The sequence below is a fragment of the Cellulosimicrobium arenosum genome, assembly GCF_014837295.1.
Lineage (GTDB): Bacteria > Actinomycetota > Actinomycetes > Actinomycetales > Cellulomonadaceae > Cellulosimicrobium > Cellulosimicrobium arenosum.
This window is the reverse complement of sequence record NZ_JACYHB010000011.1, coordinates 105,491-124,419: the sequence shown is the minus strand read 5'-3', so window position 1 is coordinate 124,419 and position 18,929 is coordinate 105,491. Positions and strand designations below refer to the sequence as shown.

At 73.0% G+C, this 18,929-nt stretch carries 14 protein-coding genes; 8 read left to right on the top strand and 6 right to left on the bottom strand.

From position 1 onward, the window contains the following. Nucleotides 1-42 precede the first annotated feature (42 nt). Nucleotides 43-1,500: a nucleobase:cation symporter-2 family protein gene (locus IF651_RS13350; RefSeq protein ID WP_191829614.1), complete on the top strand. Its 1,458-nt coding sequence runs from the start codon at nucleotides 43-45 to the stop codon at nucleotides 1,498-1,500. A gap of 10 nt (nucleotides 1,501-1,510) precedes the next feature. On the opposite strand, the gene IF651_RS13345 is transcribed toward IF651_RS13350, so the two are convergent. Continuing rightward, nucleotides 1,511-3,691 (bottom strand): DEAD/DEAH box helicase, encoded by a 2,181-nt coding sequence (locus tag IF651_RS13345; RefSeq protein ID WP_191829613.1) that lies wholly within the window; start codon nucleotides 3,689-3,691, stop codon nucleotides 1,511-1,513. Nucleotides 3,692-4,045: 354 nt separating this feature from the next. Here IF651_RS13345 and IF651_RS13340 point away from each other — a divergent pair, with 354 nt between their 5' ends. Then, the gene (locus tag IF651_RS13340; RefSeq protein WP_191829612.1) at nucleotides 4,046-4,849 is read left to right on the top strand and encodes an SDR family NAD(P)-dependent oxidoreductase; all 804 of its coding nucleotides are present in this window, start codon (nucleotides 4,046-4,048) and stop codon (nucleotides 4,847-4,849) included. A 1-nt stretch (nucleotide 4,850) separates the two neighbouring features. Here the strand turns inward: IF651_RS13340 and IF651_RS13335 are convergent, their stop codons facing one another. Beyond that, entirely contained in the window at nucleotides 4,851-5,411 is a 561-nt protein-coding gene (locus IF651_RS13335) for a low molecular weight protein-tyrosine-phosphatase (RefSeq protein ID WP_191829611.1), read from the bottom strand. A 55-nt stretch (nucleotides 5,412-5,466) separates the two neighbouring features. On the opposite strand from IF651_RS13335, the gene IF651_RS13330 reads away from it, so the two are divergent. After that, nucleotides 5,467-6,375: an NmrA family NAD(P)-binding protein gene (locus tag IF651_RS13330; RefSeq protein WP_191829610.1), complete on the top strand. Its 909-nt coding sequence runs from the start codon at nucleotides 5,467-5,469 to the stop codon at nucleotides 6,373-6,375. A gap of 297 nt (nucleotides 6,376-6,672) precedes the next feature. On the opposite strand, the gene IF651_RS13325 is transcribed toward IF651_RS13330, so the two are convergent. Beyond that, complete coding sequence (locus IF651_RS13325) at nucleotides 6,673-7,488, bottom strand: class I SAM-dependent methyltransferase (protein ID WP_191829609.1); 816 nt, start codon at nucleotides 7,486-7,488, stop codon at nucleotides 6,673-6,675. Between the two features lie 141 nt (nucleotides 7,489-7,629). On the opposite strand from IF651_RS13325, the gene IF651_RS13320 reads away from it, so the two are divergent. Beyond that, complete coding sequence (locus IF651_RS13320; protein ID WP_191829608.1) at nucleotides 7,630-8,367, top strand: hypothetical protein; 738 nt, start codon at nucleotides 7,630-7,632, stop codon at nucleotides 8,365-8,367. A gap of 39 nt (nucleotides 8,368-8,406) precedes the next feature. Here the strand turns inward: IF651_RS13320 and idi are convergent, their stop codons facing one another. Next, complete coding sequence (gene idi / locus IF651_RS13315) at nucleotides 8,407-9,003, bottom strand: isopentenyl-diphosphate Delta-isomerase (protein ID WP_191829607.1); 597 nt, start codon at nucleotides 9,001-9,003, stop codon at nucleotides 8,407-8,409. A gap of 79 nt (nucleotides 9,004-9,082) precedes the next feature. Between idi and IF651_RS13310 the strand changes: the two genes are divergently transcribed. From IF651_RS13310 to IF651_RS13300, 3 genes are all read left to right on the top strand, one after another. Continuing rightward, complete coding sequence (locus IF651_RS13310; protein ID WP_191829606.1) at nucleotides 9,083-10,159, top strand: FecCD family ABC transporter permease; 1,077 nt, start codon at nucleotides 9,083-9,085, stop codon at nucleotides 10,157-10,159. Beyond that, the gene (locus IF651_RS13305) at nucleotides 10,156-11,229 is read left to right on the top strand and encodes an iron chelate uptake ABC transporter family permease subunit (protein ID WP_191829605.1); all 1,074 of its coding nucleotides are present in this window, start codon (nucleotides 10,156-10,158) and stop codon (nucleotides 11,227-11,229) included. Before IF651_RS13310 ends, IF651_RS13305 begins: the two co-directional genes overlap by 4 nt. 68 nt (nucleotides 11,230-11,297) lie before the next feature. Beyond that, on the top strand, nucleotides 11,298-12,227 hold the full coding sequence (locus tag IF651_RS13300; protein ID WP_422110485.1) for an ABC transporter ATP-binding protein: 930 nt from the start codon (nucleotides 11,298-11,300) through the stop codon (nucleotides 12,225-12,227). Between the two features lie 31 nt (nucleotides 12,228-12,258). Here IF651_RS13300 and IF651_RS13295 read toward each other — a convergent pair whose 3' ends face one another. Further along, on the bottom strand, nucleotides 12,259-12,840 hold the full coding sequence (locus tag IF651_RS13295; protein WP_191829603.1) for a TetR/AcrR family transcriptional regulator: 582 nt from the start codon (nucleotides 12,838-12,840) through the stop codon (nucleotides 12,259-12,261). Nucleotides 12,841-12,942: 102 nt separating this feature from the next. Here IF651_RS13295 and IF651_RS13290 point away from each other — a divergent pair, with 102 nt between their 5' ends. Next, entirely contained in the window at nucleotides 12,943-14,205 is a 1,263-nt protein-coding gene (locus IF651_RS13290; protein ID WP_191829602.1) for an FAD-dependent monooxygenase, read from the top strand. A gap of 112 nt (nucleotides 14,206-14,317) precedes the next feature. Here the strand turns inward: IF651_RS13290 and IF651_RS13285 are convergent, their stop codons facing one another. Then, complete coding sequence (locus IF651_RS13285) at nucleotides 14,318-18,865, bottom strand: Ig-like domain-containing protein (RefSeq protein ID WP_191829601.1); 4,548 nt, start codon at nucleotides 18,863-18,865, stop codon at nucleotides 14,318-14,320. Between the last annotated feature and the right edge of the window lie 64 nt (nucleotides 18,866-18,929).

Below are 18,929 nucleotides of genomic sequence, written 5' to 3'. Positions count from 1 at the left end.
AGCGGCGCCAGGCGTGCCGCCCCCGCGCGAGAGGACACGCCCATGACCGCCACGACCACGACACCGCCGAAGGGCGCCACGGACACCGTCGACGAGGTGCCCCGCCTCGCGCGGCTGTTCCCGCTGGGGCTCCAGCACGTCCTGGCCATGTACGCCGGGGCGGTGGCCGTGCCGCTCATCGTCGGCGGCGCTCTCGGCTACTCGCCGGAGGACCTCGCGTTCCTCATCAGCGCCGACCTGTTCGTCGCGGGCATCGCGTCGATCATCCAGTCCGTGGGGTTCTGGAGGTTCGGCGTCCGACTACCGCTCATGCAGGGCGTGACCTTCGCCGCCGTCGGGCCGATGATCACGATCGGGACGACCTACGACATCACAGCCGTGTTCGGCGCGACGATCGCGTGCGGGCTGTTCATGATCCTCGTCGCCCCGTTCTTCTCGGCGCTCCTGCGCTTCTTCCCGCCCATCGTCACCGGCACGGTCATCCTCATCATCGGCGTGACCCTCATGGACGTCGCAGCGGGGTGGATCACCGCGCAGGGGGAGAGCGCGGCGCCGACGGACCTCGCGCTCGCGGCAGGGACGCTGCTGTTCGTCGTGCTCGCCGAACGGTTCGCGCCGCCCGCGCTCGCCCGGGTGTCCGTGCTGTTGGCGCTCGCGATCGGCACGCTCGTCGCGCTGCCGATGGGCAAGGTGGACTGGTCGGGCGTCGGGGACGCCGGGTGGTTCGCTTTCGTCACGCCCTTCCACTTCGGTGCACCGACCTTTCCCCTCGCGGCCGTGCTGTCGATGCTGGTCGTGGGGCTCGTGATCATGACGGAGACCACGGGCGACATGATCGCCGTGGGCGAGATCGTCGACAAGCCCGTGACGAAGAAGCGGCTCGCGGACGGGCTGCGCGCCGACGGGCTGTCGACCGTCCTCGGCGGCGCGTTCAACACGTTCCCGTACACCGCGTTCGCGCAGAACGTCGGCCTCGTCAGCCTGACGAACGTCAGGTCCCGCTACGTCGCGACCATGGCCGGCGCAATCCTCGTCGTGCTCGGTCTCGTGCCCAAGGTGGGCGCCGTCGTCGAGGGCGTGCCGAGCGCGGTGCTCGGCGGCGCGGGGGTCGCCCTATTCGGGATGGTCGCCGCGTCGGGCATCCGGTCGCTGACCAAGGTGAGGTTCACGAACAAGAACATCCTCGTCGTCGCGATCTCGCTCGGCGTCGCGCTGCTGCCCACCGTCAAGCCCGAGATCTACGCCGAGTTCCCGCAGTGGTTCCAGCTGATCTTCGACTCGGGCATCAGCTCGGGCGCGATCTGCGCGATCCTGCTCAACCTGCTCCTCAACGGCGACCAGCTGCGCGAGTCCCGGCAGGACGAGCAGGAGCTCGCGCCGCACGACGCGCTGCGCGGCCCCTCCCCCGCCGTCGTCACCTACGACGAGGCGACGCACCTCGACATGCAGGACGACGCCCGGGCGGACGAGGACGGGCGGCGGCGACCCGCGCAACCGTAGGACGGTCGGGTCAGCCGACGCCCTCCGCGGCGAGCGCGTCGGTGAGCAGCCCGACCAGGGCGTCGAGCTGCACGTCCGTGGAGGAGGTCGTGTCCTCCTCCGAAGCGCCGTCCAGTGCCCGTGCAGCAAGCCCGGACTTGCTGTCGATCAGCCCGGCGATCCTGGCGTCGACGGTCTGCGCGGCGATGATCCGCCATGCGGTGACCGGCTCGGCCTGACCGATCCGGTGGATCCGGTCGATGGCCTGGGTCTGCTCGGCGTCCGTCCAGGACAGCTCGGCCAGCACGAGGTTGGACGCGACCTGGAGGTTGAGCCCGACGCCCGCGGCCGTCAGCGAGCACACGGCGATCGACACGTCGGGATCCCCGGTGAACGCGGCGATGTTCTTCTCGCGCACCTTCGGCGTCTGGTCGCCGCGGATCGAGGCGTAGCGGATGCCGCGGTCGGCGAAGGTCTGCTCGGCCTGGTCCATCACGTCGACGTGCTTGGCGAAGAACACCACCTTGCCGACGTTGCGGGCGAGCTGTGCGGCGTAGTCGGCGGCCGGCCCGGCCTTCGCCTGGCCGATCCGGCGCACCATCGTGAAGACGTTCTCACCCTTGGCCTTGGCGCTCGAGTCCTTGAGCTCGCCTGCCGCGACCCGGCGCGCGAGCTCGACGTCGACGCCGTCCACCTCGACCGGCTCGCCGGTGCGCACCTCCAGCGCGGCCCGGTACCTGCTGACGAGCCTCTTGGTGAGCGCGACCTCGGCCGCGCGGATCGAGCGGCCGGCCGCGCCGTCGAGCTCGATCGGCAGGTCCGCCACCCGGCGGGCGGGGATGTCGGCGACCACGTCGGCCTTGCGGCGGCGCACGATGCCCATGTCGATCACCGCGGCGCGCGCGGCGGCGGAGAAGCCTCGGTCTGCGGGGGTGAGGCCCGTGTCCTCGAGGGCGGTCATCAGCTTTCCGAGGGGCTGCTTGTCGTCGATCCAGCCGAGGAGCTGCCAGATCGCCCGGAAGTCCTCGATGTCGTTGATCAGCGGGGTGCCGGTGAGCGCCATCAGCAGCGGCCGGGGGCTACGGGTGCGGATCCGCTCGGAGAGGGCGAGCACGTGCTGCGAGCGCTGCGACCCCTTGTTCTTGATGAAGTGCGCCTCGTCGACGACCATGCCGCGGAAGCCGAGGTCGCCCAGCCAGCCGACGTGCCGATCGAGGATCTCGTAGTTGACGATCACGACGTCCGCGAACGCGTTCATCCGGTCCCCGTCGCCGTGGATGACGGTGGACCGGCGCGACGGCGTCCACAGCTCGACCTCGTGCGCCCAGTTCGTCTTCACGACGTTGGGCACCACGACCAGCAGCGGGTAGGCGTCGGCGGCCTGGGCGGCGAGCAGCGCCTGGGCGGTCTTGCCGAGCCCCGGCTCGTCCGCGAGCAGGAACGTGCGGTGGCCGCGGATCGTGGCCTCGACGACCTGGGCCTGGTGCGGCATCAGCGCTCGGCCGAGGGCGGCGGACATCGAGTGGGGGGCCGGCAACGGCATGCACGCGGGGGCGCCGGGCCCGGCGACCTCGAAGGATCGGAAGAGCGGCTCGAGCAGCTCCCAGCCGGCCAGCCGGCGGGCCCGGGCGGCGTTCCGCTCCGCCGCGGCCTCGAAGTCGGGAGCCAGGAACGGGTTCGCGAGCTGGCGAGAGATCACCGACTGCGGCACCACCTGGTTCCTCGCGGCCGGCGCAGTGACGGTCGGCTCGGCGGGCGCGGGCTCCTCGGGCGGCTCCAGCCCGCCGGCTCGCATCACGGTCGCCTTGTAGGTGCGCGCGGCGTCGGAGACCCGGGCGTCCTCCGCGAGCAGCGCGAGCAGCGAGGTGTCCCGGGCCGCGATCCGGGCCAGCAGCGTCGCCACGCCGTCCAGCCGCTTGAGCTCCTGCTCGCGCTTGGACGCGGTCAGCGACCCGTCTGCCATCACCCGGGCCCGCTCCTCGCGGACCAGCAGCGCGACGACCTGGAACTTCGTCCGCACCCCCGGGCGTGTCGGCGTCCGCTGCACGGCGGTGTCCACCTCGCGGGCGATCCCCGCGAGCACGGGGATGATCCCCTGCTCGGCAGGACGTGAGGGGCGGCGACGCTGAGCACCCGACCGCTGGGCGCCGGACCGCTGCGCACCGGAACCGGCGCGCGCGCCACCGGACCGACGTCGGCCTGTTCGTGCCACATCTCCTCCTTCTACCGCGGCAGCACCGCGGATGCGGCGCAGCGCACCGCGCAACGGTCGCCCGGGCCGCGCCGGACGTCGGCACGACGCCCCTGCCGCGGGCAACCAGGCCTGCGCGCCGAGATCCGGCGCTGAGCCGGCGCGCAGCATCCGCACCTGCAGGGCGCGCGAGCTGGCTGCGCCCCACGACGAGCTCCCCGGGCTCAGGAGTCAGGTCGGCAGCCGTCGTCCACCCGTCGTCGCCCCCGGCGCGGCCCGTCGGGCGCGCGGTTCACACCCCACTGTACTGGCCGTGGACACGTCGTGCGCTGGTCCTGCCCGGCGGCCGTCGACGATCTCGGGCAGGCTGCTCGGATGGACCTCGAGCTGGAGGGCAGGCGAGCCCTCGTCACCGGGAGCACCCACGGGATCGGGGCGGCGATCGCTCGTCGGCTCGCGAGCGAAGGATGCTCGGTCGTCGTGCACGGCCGGGACGAGGAGGCGGCCCGCGACGTGCTGGGCACGATCCGTGCAGCGGGCGGGACCGCGACGGCGGTGCTCGGTGACCTGACCGATCCCGAGCAGGCGCGCCGGGTCTGCGCGGACGCCGCGCAGGAGGGTCCGGTCGACATCCTGGTCGCGAACGCCGGCCCGTTCGTGGAGCACACGTTCTTCGAGGCGACCGACGAGGACTGGGCCGCAGCGTTCACCGGGAACGTCCTGTCCGCCGTGCGGTGCGTCCGGCACCTCGCACCGTCCATGCGAGATCGCGGCTGGGGACGGATCGTCACGATCAGCACGCGCGGCGTCGGGGCACCGCTGACCAACATGGTCGAGTACTCGGCCGCCAAGGCCGCGCTCGCCAACGCCACGGGTGCGCTGGCGCAAGAGCTCGCGGGGTCAGGAGTCACCGCGAACACGGTGAGCCCGGGGGTGATCCTCACGCCGGGGATGCGACAGATGTTCCTCGACCGGTCGCTCCGCTCCGGCGGAGGGAGCGACTGGGACGAGATCGAGTCCTCCGTGACGGCGGAGTACGCGCCCAACCCGGTCGGACGCCTGGGCAGGCCGGAGGAGATCGCCGACGCCGTCGCCTATCTCGTCAGTCCGCGCGCGGCCTACGTGACGGGAGCGACGCTCCGGGTGGACGGCGGCGTCGACGGGACGCTCAACCCCTGACCTACGAGCGTGATCGGTCGGATGCGCCTGCGCCGATCGCCTCGCGCACGAACGCCACGACGCCGTCGGCCGCGGCCTCGACCTCGGCCAGGCACTCCTCGAAGTCGGCGGCGCCGCCGTACCAGGGGTCGGCGATGTCGAGCGCGCGCTCGTCGCCCTCGGCCCCGACGCCCGGTGCCGACGGGTCGAACGAGCGGTACATGCGGATCCGGCCGGCGTCGGACGTACCCGGGCCCGACTCGTCGGACCCGGCCAGCCGACGCAGCGCCCGCGCGTGCTGGGACGTCATGGCGAGCACGAGGTCGCGGCCCGCGACGTCGGCCGACCGGACCTGGCGCGCCCGGTGCGCGCCGTCCACGACGTAGCCGTGCGCCGCGAGGACGGTGCGCCCGCGCCGGTCGATCGGGTTGCCCTCCTCCTCGTCGCTCACCCCGGTGGAGTCGACGACGACCCGGTCCGCGAGCCCCGCGGACCCGAACCGGTCGCGCAGCACCACCTCGGCCATCGGGGACCGGCAGATGTTGCCCGTGCAGACGGTCATGACGCGGTACGGCTCTCCCATGCCGACCATCCTGTCCCACCAGGCAGGCCTGGGCACACCCACCTACGGTGTGGGCATGACGATCGGTGAGGGGACGGGCCGCATCGCGGTCACCGGTGCCAGCGGGCTGCTGGGGTCCAAGCTCGCGTTCCGGCTCGCGGCCGCGGGGGCGCAGCAGCGGCTCGTCGTGCGCGACGCCGCGCGCGCCCCTCGGCTGCCCGACGGCGACCCGCTGCCGGACACGGACGTCGCCGTCGTCAGGGGTTACGAGGATGCGCCCGCGATGGTCGAGGCGTTCAGCGGCACCCAGACCGTCGTGCTCGTCTCCGCGCGCGAGGACGCCCAGCGTGTCGCCCAGCACCGGGCGGCGGTCGACGCTGCGGTCGCAGCCGGCGTCGAGCAGATCGTGTACGTCTCGTTCGTCGGCGCCGACCCCGACGCGACGTTCACGTTCGCGCGCGACCACTGGCACACCGAGGTGTACGTGCAGGCGACGGGCCTGCGCCACACCTTCCTGCGCGACAACCTGTACCACCGCGCGCTCGCGCTCATGGTGGGGCCCGACGGCGTGCTCCGCGGCCCCGGCGGCGACGGCCGGGTCGCGTCGGTGTCGCACGACGACGTCGCCGACGTCGCGACCGCGGTCCTGCTCGACGACGACCCGGGACGCCACGACGGCGTCGCGTACGACGTCACCGGCCCGGAGGCGATCTCGCTCGCCGAGGTCGCGGAGCTGCTCTCCGCGGCGACGGGCCGCCGCATCACCTACTACCCGGAGACGCTCGACGAGGCGTACCGGTCGCGCGCGGGGTTCGGGGCGAGCGCCTTCGAGGTCGACGGCTGGGTGTCGTCGTACACCTCGATCGCGGCGGGCGAGCTCGCGCACGTGAGCGACGTCGTCGAACGCTTCACCCAACGGCGCGGACAGTCGTTCTCCGAGTGGCTCGACGACTATCCCGACGAGTGGGCGCACCTGCGCGGCTGACCTCGAGACCCGGGGTCTGTTCCTCCGACGGAGGAAACAGCGAAAACCCCTGGCGCGATCGGCGGGGACGGACGTACCGTCGTCGTACACGCGAAAGGAGGTGGTCCAGGAAGTGAATATTCTTCGGACTCGTGAGGTGGTGGCGCGCTAGGCGCGCCCCGATTCGACTGACGGACCGGGCGCGCGGAGCAAGTTCCACGCGACCACCGGGGCCCGCGGGTGTCGTGCACTCGTCCAGCACGACGGGCATCCTGCCGCACGGCGGGGTGTCAGCCCGCGGGCCTTCCCACGCCCGGGCTACCAGGGCTTGCGTGCGACGACAAGGAACCGCGGCGCCTCGTCGACGAACTCGTTCCCGCCCGCGAAGTGCAGGTGCAACGCCCGCAGCGGGGCCTCGTACCGGGCGACCGCCTCCGGCGACGACGTCGCGAGCTCCGGCACCTTCCACGCGCGGGCCCGCAGGTACCACAGCAGCGAACCGAGGTCGCGGAACCGGCGCACGCCGTCGTGCCCGCGCGCGACGTCGACCACGAACCCCACCTCGCGCAGCACCTCGACCGCGCCGTCGAGCGTCACCGAGTCCGGGTCCCACGGCATGCGCGCCCCGAGCGCGGCGTTGACCCGCGTGCCGTCGCGCGTGTCGACCTGCTGCGTGAGGAAGATCCCGCCGGGCTCGAGGACCCGCCACACCTCGTCGGGGTCGAACGCCTCGTGCCGGTCCAGGACGACCGCGAACTGCGCGTCCAGGAACGGCAGCAGCCCCTCACCACCGACGGGCCGCACCTCGAGCCCCAGCGGCTCCAGCCGGCGTCGGGCCACGGGCAGGTGAGGCGCCCAGCCCTCCGTGGCCGCCGAGCGCGGCGGGAACGGGCCGAGGGACGCGAGCATCTCGCCGTCGCCCGTCCCGAGGTCCAGCACAGGCCCGCGGCCGCTCGCGACCAGCTCGCGCGCGAGCCGCTCGTAGTTCCAGGGCAGCTCCTCCTCGACGACGTGGCCGTCGACCGGCGAGAGGTCCGACCCGACGACGGGCACCGTCCGCGCCCACTCGACGTGCTCCTCGAACGAGGCGTCGGCGGGGGGCACCGGGCGGTGCGCGGGGACGGCATCGGGCATGGTCCGATTGTGCCCTGCCGACCGGATAGTCTCCCGGTGCACCTGCTGCACCGCACGACGGTCCCGACCGTCGGACCCGTGGACCGGAGAAGGAGACGACATGGTTGACCGCCGGGGCGCCGACCTTCCCGGGCAGCGCACGTGATCTCCGGTGCGTCCACGGGCGCTCCGACCGGCGGCCGGGTCACGCGCAAGATCCGTGCGACCGTCGCCCGCCACCCCGAGCTCGGCGGTCTGCTCCACGTCGAGTCGAACACTCCGCCTGCGGGTGCCTACCTGGTGACCGCCGGGGTGATCCTGGTGTTTGCGACCGGGATCGTCCTGGGCAACGGCGACCTGGTCGACGCCCTCGTGGTGGCACCGATCTGGGCGGTGCTGGCCGCTCTCGTCCTCTGGTTCATCGGCTCGGAGAAGCTGCTGGTGCTCCAGGGCGGCATCCTCGTCGGGTCGTTCGCGCCGTTCCTGCACCCGTCCGCCGTCACCTACGCAGAGGTCGACGCGCGCTCCGTCGACGCCGTGGACAGGTTCACGCGCATCCCCCGCATGACCGCGACCAACGGCGTCTCCGCGACGGGTCGAGGTGCGCTGTGGTCCCGCTACGCGGTCGTCTTCGTCCAGCAGCCCTCTGTCGCGGCGCCCCCGCGACCCGGCGCCCCCGAGGGCCGCGCGGCCCAGCCGCCGCGGCGCGCCGCCCTGCGGTGGTTCGCGACCAAACGGCACCCGGACGCCCTGGTGCAGGCGCTCGACAGAGCGCTCGACCGTGCGGGCGCACCGGGCGCGGCGGGGGTCGCCGCCCGCGCGCTGCCCGCGACCGTGCTCTCAGGCCGGCCCGAAGACGTCCTCGTCCAGCTTCCTGGGCTTCGGCCGTACCTCCGGTGATCGCCCGGATCCAGTGCGTGGAGCTGCGCAGCGGAGGCGTCAGGCCGAGTCGGGGCCGAACGCGGTCACGAGGTGCGCCGTCGGGCCACCGGCTGGTCCGGTCGCGCCCGCGAGCGCCGCGATCTGCAGCACCATCCACGGGCTGAACGCCCAGGGCGTGGCGACGACGGCGCGTGCGGCGTCGTGCGGGTCGACCCAGGCGTGCTCCATGACCTCGTCCGGGTTCGCGGCGACGTCGCCGACCGCGCGCCCCGTGTAGACGGGGCAGATCTCGTTCTCCACGACGCCGGACGCGTCGACCGCGCGGTACCGGAACCCGGGGACGGCGACCTCGAGATCGGTGACCTCGAACCCGAGCTCGTGCTGCGCGTGGCGCGCGATCGACTCCTCGGTGGTCTCGGTCCAGCGCGGGTGGCCGCAGAACGAGTTGGTCCACACGCCGGGCCACGTGCGCTTGGCGAGTGCGCGGCGCGTGACGAGGAGGCGGCCGGTGTCGTCGACCACGTAGCAGGAGAACGCGAGGTGCAGCGGGGTCTCGGCGGTGTGGACGGCGGACCGTTCGAACGTGCCGGTGCGGTGGCCGTCGTCGTCGACGGTGACGACGTGGTCTGCCGCGACGGGGACGTGAGAAGTCATGCGGGCCACTCTTGCACACCACCGCGTGAACTAAGGTGAGGGTTACCTCGCCTCACCTCCTCCTCGAAGAGCACTCCCCATGAGCACCACGACCCCCGCCGCCCCGGCGCGCGCCGACCGGCGCCCCGGGCTCGTCCACACCTTCGGTGGGCGTTCGCTCGGGCTGCTCGTCGCCCTGGTGGTCGTGGTCGCCGCGGTCGCTCTCAGCCTCGCGGTCGGGTCCAAGCAGATCCCGCTCGGCACGGTCGTGGACGCGCTCACCGCGTACGACGGCAGCGCGGACCACGTCGTCGTGCACGACCTGCGCGTGCCCCGCACGCTGCTGGGCCTGCTCGTGGGCGCCGCGCTCGGTGTCTCGGGTGCGCTCATCCAGGGCATGACGCGCAACCCGCTCGCCGACCCGGGCATCCTCGGCGTGAACGCCGGTGCAGGGTTCGGGGTCGTGCTCTCCGTCGCGCTGCTCGGGGCGACGCAGGCGTCGACGTTCGTGTGGTTCGCGTTCGCCGGCGCGATCGTCGCGACGGTGGCGGTCTACCTCGTCGGGTCGCAGGGCCGCGGCGGAGCGACGCCGGTGCGTCTCACCCTCGCGGGGATCGCGCTCGGCGCGTTCCTCGGTGGCCTCACGCTCGGCGTGACGCTGCTCGACCCGAGCGCGTTCGACCGGCTGCGCGCGTGGGGCGGCACCTCGGGCGCCTGGGGCTCGGGGTCGATCGCCGGTGCGACGCCGGCGACCGTGGGCGACGTCGCTCCCTTCATCCTCTGCGGGCTCCTCCTCGCGCTCCTGATCTCGCGGCCGCTCGACGCCGTCGCGCTCGGCGACGACCTCGCCGCGTCCCTCGGCGCGCACGTCGGGCGCACCCGCCTGCTCGTGGGCGTCGCCATCACGCTGATGTGCGGCGCGGCCACGGCCGGCGCCGGGCCCGTCGCGTTCGTCGGGCTCATGGTCCCGCACGTCGCACGGTGGACCGTGGGACCCGTGCAGCGCTGGATCGTGCCGTACTCGGCGCTGCTCGGGGCGGTCCTCGTCCTGGTGTCGGACGTGCTCGGCCGCGTCGTGGCCCGTCCGGGCGAGGTGCCCGTGGGCATCATCACGGCGTTCGTCGGTGCGCCGGTGCTCATCGCGCTCGTGCGCCGGACCCGGATGAGCGGCCTGTGAGCGCGCCGACGCGCCCGACGCCGCCCGACGTCCGTCTCGGGCGTGCCGTCCGCGTCGTGCGCAGCCGCGGCGGGACGCTCAGCGGGCGGATCGACCTGCGCACCGTGGTCGTGTGCCTCGCGCTGCTCGTCGTCGCTCTCGGTGTGACGGTGGTCGCGCTGACCACCGGGGACTACCCGCTGAGCGTCGGGCAGGTGCTCGGAGCGCTCACCGGCGTCGAGGACGGGCCCGTGCGCACGATCGTCGTCGAGTGGCGCCTCCCGCGCGCGCTGCTCGCGCTCGTCGTGGGCGTCGCGCTCGGCGCGAGCGGCGCGATCTTCCAGTCCATCACCCGCAACCCGCTCGGCAGCCCCGACATCATCGGCTTCAACACCGGCGCGTACACCGGCGCGCTCGTGGTCCTCATGGTGATCGGCGGCGGGTACGGGGGCGTGACCGCCGGCGCGCTCGTCGGCGGCATCGGGTCGGCCGTGCTCGTGTACTTCCTCGCCTACCGGCGCGGCGTGCAGGGGTTCCGGTTCGTCGTCGTGGGCATCGCGATCTCCGCGATGCTCGCCGCGGTCAACGCCTGGCTCATCGTGACCGCGGACCTGGAGTCCGCGATGGCCGCGACCCTGTGGGGTGCTGGGTCGCTCAACGGGACGTCGTGGGCGCAGGCGGGCCCCGCGACCGTCCTCGTCGTCGTGCTGCTGGTCCCCATGGCCGCGCTCGCGCCGCGCATGCACCTGCTCGAGCTGGGGGACGACGCCGCGACCGCCCTCGGTCTGCACGCCGAGCGGACGCGCCTGGCCCTCGTCGTCGTCGGTGTCGCACTCGTGGCCGTCGCGACGGCCGTGGCCGGTCCGATCTCGTTCGTGGCGCTCGCTGCCCCGCAGCTCGCGCGCCGACTCACCCGGGGGGCCGGCGTGCAGGTGCTGCCCGCCGCCGCGATGGGCGCGGTCCTGCTGGCGGCGAGCGACCTCGTCGCGCAGCGGTTGTTCGCCCCGACCCAGCTCCCGGTGGGTGTCGTGACCGTCGTGGTCGGCGGCGCGTACCTGATCTGGCTCCTCGTCCGGGAGGCGCGCCGATGACGCGCCTGCCCCGGCTCCCCGCCTCGCCCCCGTCCCGCTCCCCTGACCCGCACCCTCGGAGGACGCCCGTGACCCCGACCGACCGCACCGGCACGACGGATGCGCCGGCCCGCACCGCGTCGTCGGGCGCCGCGCCGTCGCGCACCACGGACGACGTACATCTCGGTGGCGACCGCCTGTACACCGAGGCGATCACGATCGGTTACGACGATCGGGTCATCTCGGCCGACCTGGACGTCTCGATCCCCGACGGCTCGTTCACGGTGATCGTCGGACCGAACGCGTGCGGCAAGTCCACCCTCCTGCGCGCGCTCTCGCGCCTGCTGAAGCCGTCGCAGGGCCAGGTCGTGCTCGACGGGCGTGCGATCACGTCGATCCCGGCGAAGGAGGTCGCGCGCCGGCTCGGGCTGCTCCCCCAGTCGTCGATCGCGCCCGAGGGGATCTCGGTCGTCGACCTCGTCGCCCGTGGGCGCTACCCGCACCAGAGCCTGCTGCGCCAGTGGTCGGCCGACGACGAGGCAGCCGTCGTCGAGGCCATGGCCGCCACCGGGGTGACCGACCTGTCCGACCGGCTCGTCGACGAGCTCTCCGGCGGCCAGCGCCAGCGCGTCTGGGTCGCGATGGTCCTCGCGCAGGAGACGCCGATCCTCCTACTCGACGAACCCACGACGTTCCTCGACATCGCCCACCAGGTCGAGCTGCTCGACCTGTGCTCCGACCTGCACCACGAGCGCGGCCACACGCTCGTGGCCGTCCTGCACGACCTCAACCACGCGTGCCGCTACGCGACCCACCTCATCGCGATGAAGGACGGCGCGATCGTGGCGGAGGGGGCGCCGTCGGACATCGTGACGGCGCAGCTCGTCGAGGACGTGTTCGGCCTGCCGTGCCGGATCATCGACGACCCCGTGACCGGCACCCCGCTCGTCGTCCCCGAGTCCCGCCGCCGCCGCACCTACTCCCTGACCGACTATCCCGACCCGAACCCCGCGAAGTAGTACCGCAGTCCCGCGAAGTAGTACCGCAGTCCTACGGTGTGGCGGCCGGGGTCGTCGCGATCACGGCGACGGCGCGGGCGAGGTCGTCACCGCTCGGTACGGCGTCCGGGTTCAGCAGCCAGAGCATGCCGAGGCTCTGCACTAGCACGAAGTCGAGCTTGGCGACCGCCTCGAGGTCCGCCTCGTCGAGCTCGGGTCGGGCCGCGCGCAGATGCTCCAGGGTCCCGAGGTAGCCGTGGCTCGTCGCCTCGGCCATCTCCCGGCCGGCCTCGCTGTCGCGCAGGACGCGCACGGCGTTCTCGAGGCTCGCGAGCAGCGCCTCCCTGTTCTCGGCGAAGACCTCCGGCATGCGGTTCCACAGCGCGGCGAATCCGTCGATGAGCGGCAGCGACGCGGTCTCCTGCACGACGGACTCCATCGCGTCACCGACGCCGCCCCCCAGCGACTCGACGAGCGCCGCGGTGATGAGCTTCTCCTTCGAGCCGAAGTGGTAGCCGATCGCGGCCAGGCTCACCCCCGCCGTGGATGCGATGTCGCGGGCGGTGGCCCTGGCCACCCCGCGCTCGAGGATCACCTGACGCGCACCGGCGAGAAGGTCTTCGCGATTGCCCATGACGCCATCGTCGCACGACCTAGGACAAACGTGCTAGACAAGCGTCTCAGACCTGTGTTAGACATATGTCCAAGACGATCGTCTCAACGGAGGGCACCCGACATGACCAGCATCGACACCACCCCGCACGTCCTCGTCTCCGGCGGAGGGATCGCCGGTCTCGGGCTCGCGCTCCAGCTCGTCCGGCACGGCATCCGCACCACCGTCGTCGAGCGCGCCGCCGCACCGCGTCCCGGCGGCCAGTCGGTCGACCTTCGTGGTGCGAGCCGCGAGGTCGCCGCCCGCATGGGCCTGATGCCCGGCATCGAGCGTCACCAGGTGCACGAGCTGGGCCTCGCGTACGTCGACGCGCGCGGCCAGGTCTTCGGCCGGATGTCGATGGCGGACTTCGACGGCGAGGGTGCCGTGGCCGAGGTCGAGATCGCGCGCGGCGACCTCAGCGGCGTGCTCCTCGACGAGCTCGCGGCCGCGGGCGAGGCTGCGCCCGGGCTGCTCGACCTGCGGTTCGGCGACCGCATCGTCGCGCTGGCGCAGGACGCCGACGGCGTCGACGTGACGTTCGAGCACGCCGACCCCGCGCGCTTCGACCTCGTGGTCGGCGCCGACGGCGTGCACTCCGCGACGCGCCGGCTCGCGTTCGGCCCGGAGGAGCAGTTCGCGACGTACCTCGGGGGATACGCCGCGTTCTTCACGCTGCCGACGCCCGACGACGTCGAGCCGGGCTGGTTCGCCATGAGGTTCGTCCCGGGGGCGACGTTCGGGATCCGCCCCGACCGCGACCCCGCGACGTCGAAGTCGCTCATCACGCTGCGGGTCGACCACGACCCCGCGCTGCGCGGTGACCGAGCGAAGCAGGAGGCGCTGATCCGCCGCAGCATCGCGGACGCAGGCTGGCACGCGCGGACGATCATCGACGCGATGACCACGGCGTCTGACCTGTACTTCGACGAGCTCGTGCGGATCGACGTGCCCGACGTCGTCGCGGGCCGCGTCGTCCTCCTCGGCGATGCCGCGTCGTGCGGCTCACCGATGACCGGCATGGGCACGGCGACGGCGCTCGTCGGCGCGTACCTGCTCGCCGAGCACCTCGCCGCGACGCCGGACGACCTGACGGGCGCGACGCGACGCTACGCCGACGACGTCGCACCGTTCGTCGAGCAGGGCAAGAAGGTGCCGGGCGGCGGCATCAAGCGCATGGTGCCGGGCAGCCGCGCAGAGGCCGCCGTGCTGCGCGCGACGACCGGGGTCATGATGTCCCGCGCCCTGCGCCCCCTCGTGAAGCGCATGTTCGCCACCGCCGGCGCAGAGCTCCCGCTCCCGCCGGCGCCGGCGCCGGCGCCGGCCGAGCACACGGCGCGCCTCTGACCTTCACTCCTCCGCCCGCCGCGGCCCCGCGAAGTAGTACCACTGCTAAGCGAGGTAGTACCGGGGTGGTGACCCCGGTACTACCTCGCTGAACTGCGGTACTACTTCGGCGTCAGGAGCAGTCCAGGGCGTCGTAGGGGGCGGACAGGGTGGTCGTGACCTGCTCGCCGCCGACCGTGCCCGACGCCGTCACCGCGGCCTCGCCCGCCGGCACGGTCACGGCCCGCGCCGCGAACGACTGGTAGGCGTTCTTGCCCGGCGCGACACCGTCGAACGACTTCTCCCCGAACGGAGTCGAGAGGGTCACGTCGACCGGCACGTCCTCGCCGTTCGTGGCGCGGACCGCGACATACGCCTTGCCAGCCAGGCACCGCGGGGACACCTCGACCGCGAGGTCGAGCTCCGGGTCGGGCTCGCCGCCCGACCCGACGACCACCGTGGCCCGGGCCCGGATCTGGGACCCCGCGACCGTCCCGCCGACGTCGAACGTCCCCTCGGCGGCGAAGTCCGCCGGGTCGACGTCGTCCCACACGACGTCGGTCCCGCTCGCCCGCGTCCCGTCGTTGTACTGCACGGTGACGGTCGTCGGCAGCACCGGTACGACGCCGACGAACGTCGACACCTCGACCGGGTCGACCGTCGTGACGGTGCTCGCGAGCTGCGCGCGCACCCAGACGGTCGCCTGCGCCGTGAGGGACGTCGTGCCCAGGACGCCGACGACGGAGACGTCACCCTCCTGCGCCACGTCCTGCGCGGTCACGGCGCCCCACGTGACGGGGGTGGCCAGCCGGGCGCCGTCGGGGTAGACGACGTCGACGGTCGCGGGCAGCTCCGGCAGCTCGCCGACCGTCGTGCGCACGTCGACCGGGTCGACCGAGGCCGCCGCTGCCGCGAACACCCGCCACTCCGACACACCGACCGCGGAGTACCGCCCACCACCGGCGAGCGCGTCGAACGTGGCGCGCAGCCGCGTCGTCGTGACCGCGCCGAACGTGACCTCGTTCGTCGCGTCCCGCTCGGTGCCGAAGGCCGAGGGGTCGGGCACGTCGGCCCAGCCTCCCTCGCCGTCACCCGCGGCGGCGTCCCAGTACTGCAGGTGCCACCCCTGCGGCACGGACACGCCGGAGCCGCCGGAGGTGCTGTCGTACCAGAAGTCGATCGACGTCCGGTCGACCCGCACGGGCTCGTCGAACGTGTACTGCAGCCAGCGCGTCGCCGGCTCGCTGCCCGTCCACGTCCCCCACAGGTCGGTCTGGTTGCCGCCGGAGAAGAACGGGTCCTTGCCGTCGTTGACGGCGTCGACGTCGTTCCAGCCGGCCGTGTAGCTCGCCGTCGGGGTCGCCCCCGGGGCGAGGTCGATCTCCCCCTCCGCGAGCGCCGTGGCGTCGACGACGACGTCGGCCGTCGCCGTGGCGTCGCCCTCCGTCGCGGTCAGGCGCAGCGTGTAGCGACCCGTCACGCCGAACCGCGCGATCGTGGTCGCGGCGCTCTCGTCGTCGAACAGGACGCTGCCGCCCTCGGGGGCGTCGACGACCGACCAGCGGGCCGAGACCGCGTCCGACGACGAGCCGTCGCCCTGCGCGAGCCCGACCAGGCGGGCAGCCCCCGCCTGGTTGGAGCCGGAGTCGACCCAGGCGTCGGCGTGCGGCCCGACGTCGGTCGGCTCGGGTGCGCTCGCCCCGGTCGCGAAGGCCTGGACCTCCTTGATGCCGGTGCGCGCACCGGCCGCGTGCTGCACGGTGACGCGCAGCCGCTCGGCCTCGACCTGCGGGAACTGCACGTGGTTGAGGTTGCCCCGCGGGTAGGCGGGGGTGCGGGCCTGGTCGGGCACGGGCTGCCAGCCCGAGCCGTCGTCGTACTCGACGAGATACTGCGACGGTGCCGCGTAGCCCTGCGCCGTCGCGCTCGACGACGCCCGGTAGAAGTACACGCGCACGTCGTCGACCGGGACCGCGTCCCCGCCGTCGGCGAGGTCGACCGTCACGGAGTCCGTGGCGTTCGGCGAGCCCGCCGTGCCCCAGAACGACTCCATCGCGGTCCGGCCGTCGACGGCCTGGGCGGCAGCGCGCCCGTTCGCCGCGAACGATGCCGCGACCGGCTTCCCGGCGGCGACGTCGACGGCGTCGTGGTCGGCGTCCGTCGCGGGCGTGCCCGCCTTGGCGAGGACGTCCGCGACGCGCGAGCCCGCCGCGAAGTGCACGTCGGTGGCCTCGGCGAGGCCGAGCGCCGCGGCGTCGGACACCTGCACGCCGTCGTCGACCTGGACGTCGCCGGTCGCCGGGTCGTACACGACGTGGGACAGCTGGTCGGCGGTGAACGCGAGCTCGCCGTCGAGGAACACCGAGTAGCCCTCGGGCACGTCGTCGCCGTAGTAGCGCTCGCCGCCGGGAGCGTCCCAGGTGATCGCCAGGTCCTTGTCGCGGTAGCTCAGGTCGGTCGCCGCGAAGTGGTCCCAGTCGATGTCGATCGGGTCGAGCTCGATCTTCGCGTCGGTGCGGGGACGCAGGCCCATCGCGTCCTCGACGACGGTCCAGTTCGTCGTGCCGAGCATCGTGTGGTGGATCCACGACCGGTACCCGATGCCCTGCGGGTCGGCGGATCCGTCGGCCCAGAACTCGTTCTGGTCCGGGTACCGGTTGTCACCGTCGTCCTGGTAGTGCGACCACGCGTTCCAGTAGAGGAGCTTCTTGTACCAGTCGGCCGTGACGTAGTCCGTCGGGTAGTCGCGCAGGACGCTCGAGAGCATCCGGAACGTCACCGTCGAGTTGATGACCGAGAAGTTGTTGCTGCCCGGGTTCCCCGCCGCGGCCGCCTCGGCCTTGTCCGCCTGGTTGGCGGTGAAGAACGGGAAGATCGGGAACTCGTCGTCGTCCGCGAACAGCCGCAGCGCCTCGACGTAGTCGTCGTCGTAGTCCGCGTCGCCCGGCTTGGGCATCAGCCCGACGCTGTACGGGTAGTAGTTGTTGATCTCCTTCCACGGCACCTGCTCGCCCGTCGAGGCGACGGCGTGCAGCAGCAGGTCGTCCTCGGGGTCCCACAGGACGTCGAGGACGGCGTCCTTGACGTCCTGCGCAGTGTCCCGGAGCGCGTCGGCGCGGTCGGTCTCGCCCGCGACGTCGAGCGCCTCGGCCCCGGCCATCGCGCCGCTGTACACGTAGGCGGTCTCGGCCCGGTCCAGGCGCCCGTCCGCCCAGTCGAACGACACCGCGTCGGCGTCGTTGCCCGTCCAGGCGTTCCAGTTGGTGTCGAGCAGGAAGTTGTCGTTCGTGTCGAGGGTCGCGAGCTCGCCCGCGGTGTCCCGCTCGGCGTACGTGCCGAGCGTCTTCGCGACGGACGACGGCCCGCCGTGGATCTGGTACGACTGCCACGCCGACTCCGAGATGTACTGCGTGTGGCTCGCGCTCCAGTTCGCCGGGTCGCCCGGGTTGTCCCGGTACTGCCCCTGCGCGCCGGCCGTCTCGCCCGCCGACACCCACGTCCCGTACGACCACGCCGGGTCGCGCAGGTACTTGAGGTCGTCGAGGAACATGCCGATCGTCAGGTCGATCGCGTTGTTGTACCCGAGGACGCCCTCCATCGTCGTGGGGAACTGGTAGTCGTTGCCCGGGACGTCGGCGTCGAGGAAGTTGAACCGCATGAGCCACCAGCGGTAGAAGAGCGTCTTGTCGATGTTGTCCTCGGGGGTGTCGAGGAACGGGATGTTGTCCGCCCACCACGCGTTGTACGCGGTGACGTGCTCGGTGTAGGCGGCGGCGGGGTCGAGGTCGCGGAACTCCTCGTACTCGGCCAGCGAGCCGGGCAGCTCGTGCGTGACGAAGCCGAGCTGCACCTTGGTGGTGACCGCCCCCTCGGCCGGGACCTCGACCGCGCGGCTCAGCGCGCCGTCGTCGGGCACGAACCCGTCGCCGGAGAACCGCGGGAAGACCGTGGTGATGTCGTTGAACGCACGCACCGAGCCGGTCAGCTCGTCACCGTCGGCCTGGGTCGCGAACGACGACGTGGCGCGCAGCGTCACGTCGTGCGCCGTGCCGTCGGCCGCCGAGACGGCGAGCTGGGTGACCGCGACGTTGTCGTGGGTGATGTACTTCGTCTGCACGACGCGCAGCCCGCCCGCCCCGTCCGTGAACGTCGAGCGCCAGTACGACGGCGTCTGCTTGCGCTCCGCCCTCACCTCCGTGAGCGTCAGCGGCTCGCCGTCCACGAGCACGTCGAGCGTGTAGGCGCCCTGTCCGCCCGCGATGGACTCCCAGTAGGCGACCTCGCCGCCGAACCCGAGCTTCGCGGGGTCGTGCGTCTTCATGAAGACGGCGCGACCGCGGCTGAACAGCCACTGGTTGCCGTCGCCGTTCGAGCCGCCCGGCGCCGTGCCCGTCCGCGCCAGCATCCGGTCGACCCAGAAGTCGTGGTCGGTGTCCGTGCCCGCCCCGGCCGCGACGTCGGCGTCGAAGATCGCGCGGAGTTGGCCCTGCGGGTGGAACCCCGTCCCCTGGTCGGGGACCGGGTGGTCGGAGCCGGAGAAGACCGGCAGCCCGACGTCGGAGTTCGGGGCCGCGCCGGCCCCGGGGGCCAGCGCGATCCCGCTCACGACGACGGCCGCCGCCGCGACGCCGGCGACCGCGCGCCGGCGGGGTCCGGGGTGTCTGGAGTCCTGCAAGGTCATGGGTCGTGCCTTTCGTCGTCGAGAGACAGCTGCTGAAGAGGCTCGTGACCTGTCGGACGAGCCA

Excerpts from the sequence above, each read along its gene's own strand:
- IF651_RS13350 (WP_191829614.1), top strand. The coding sequence starts at position 43 with ATGACCGCCACGACCACGACACCGCCGAAGGGCGCCACGGACACCGTC.
- IF651_RS13340 (WP_191829612.1), top strand. The coding sequence starts at position 4,046 with ATGGACCTCGAGCTGGAGGGCAGGCGAGCCCTCGTCACCGGGAGCACC.
- IF651_RS13335 (WP_191829611.1), bottom strand. The coding sequence starts at position 5,411 with ATGGGAGAGCCGTACCGCGTCATGACCGTCTGCACGGGCAACATCTGC.
- IF651_RS13330 (WP_191829610.1), top strand. The coding sequence starts at position 5,467 with ATGACGATCGGTGAGGGGACGGGCCGCATCGCGGTCACCGGTGCCAGC.
- IF651_RS13325 (WP_191829609.1), bottom strand. The coding sequence starts at position 7,488 with ATGCCCGATGCCGTCCCCGCGCACCGCCCGGTGCCCCCCGCCGACGCC.
- idi (WP_191829607.1), bottom strand. The coding sequence starts at position 9,003 with ATGACTTCTCACGTCCCCGTCGCGGCAGACCACGTCGTCACCGTCGAC.
- IF651_RS13310 (WP_191829606.1), top strand. The coding sequence starts at position 9,083 with ATGAGCACCACGACCCCCGCCGCCCCGGCGCGCGCCGACCGGCGCCCC.
- IF651_RS13295 (WP_191829603.1), bottom strand. The coding sequence starts at position 12,840 with ATGGGCAATCGCGAAGACCTTCTCGCCGGTGCGCGTCAGGTGATCCTC.
- IF651_RS13290 (WP_191829602.1), top strand. The coding sequence starts at position 12,943 with ATGACCAGCATCGACACCACCCCGCACGTCCTCGTCTCCGGCGGAGGG.
- IF651_RS13285 (WP_191829601.1), bottom strand. The coding sequence starts at position 18,865 with ATGACCTTGCAGGACTCCAGACACCCCGGACCCCGCCGGCGCGCGGTC.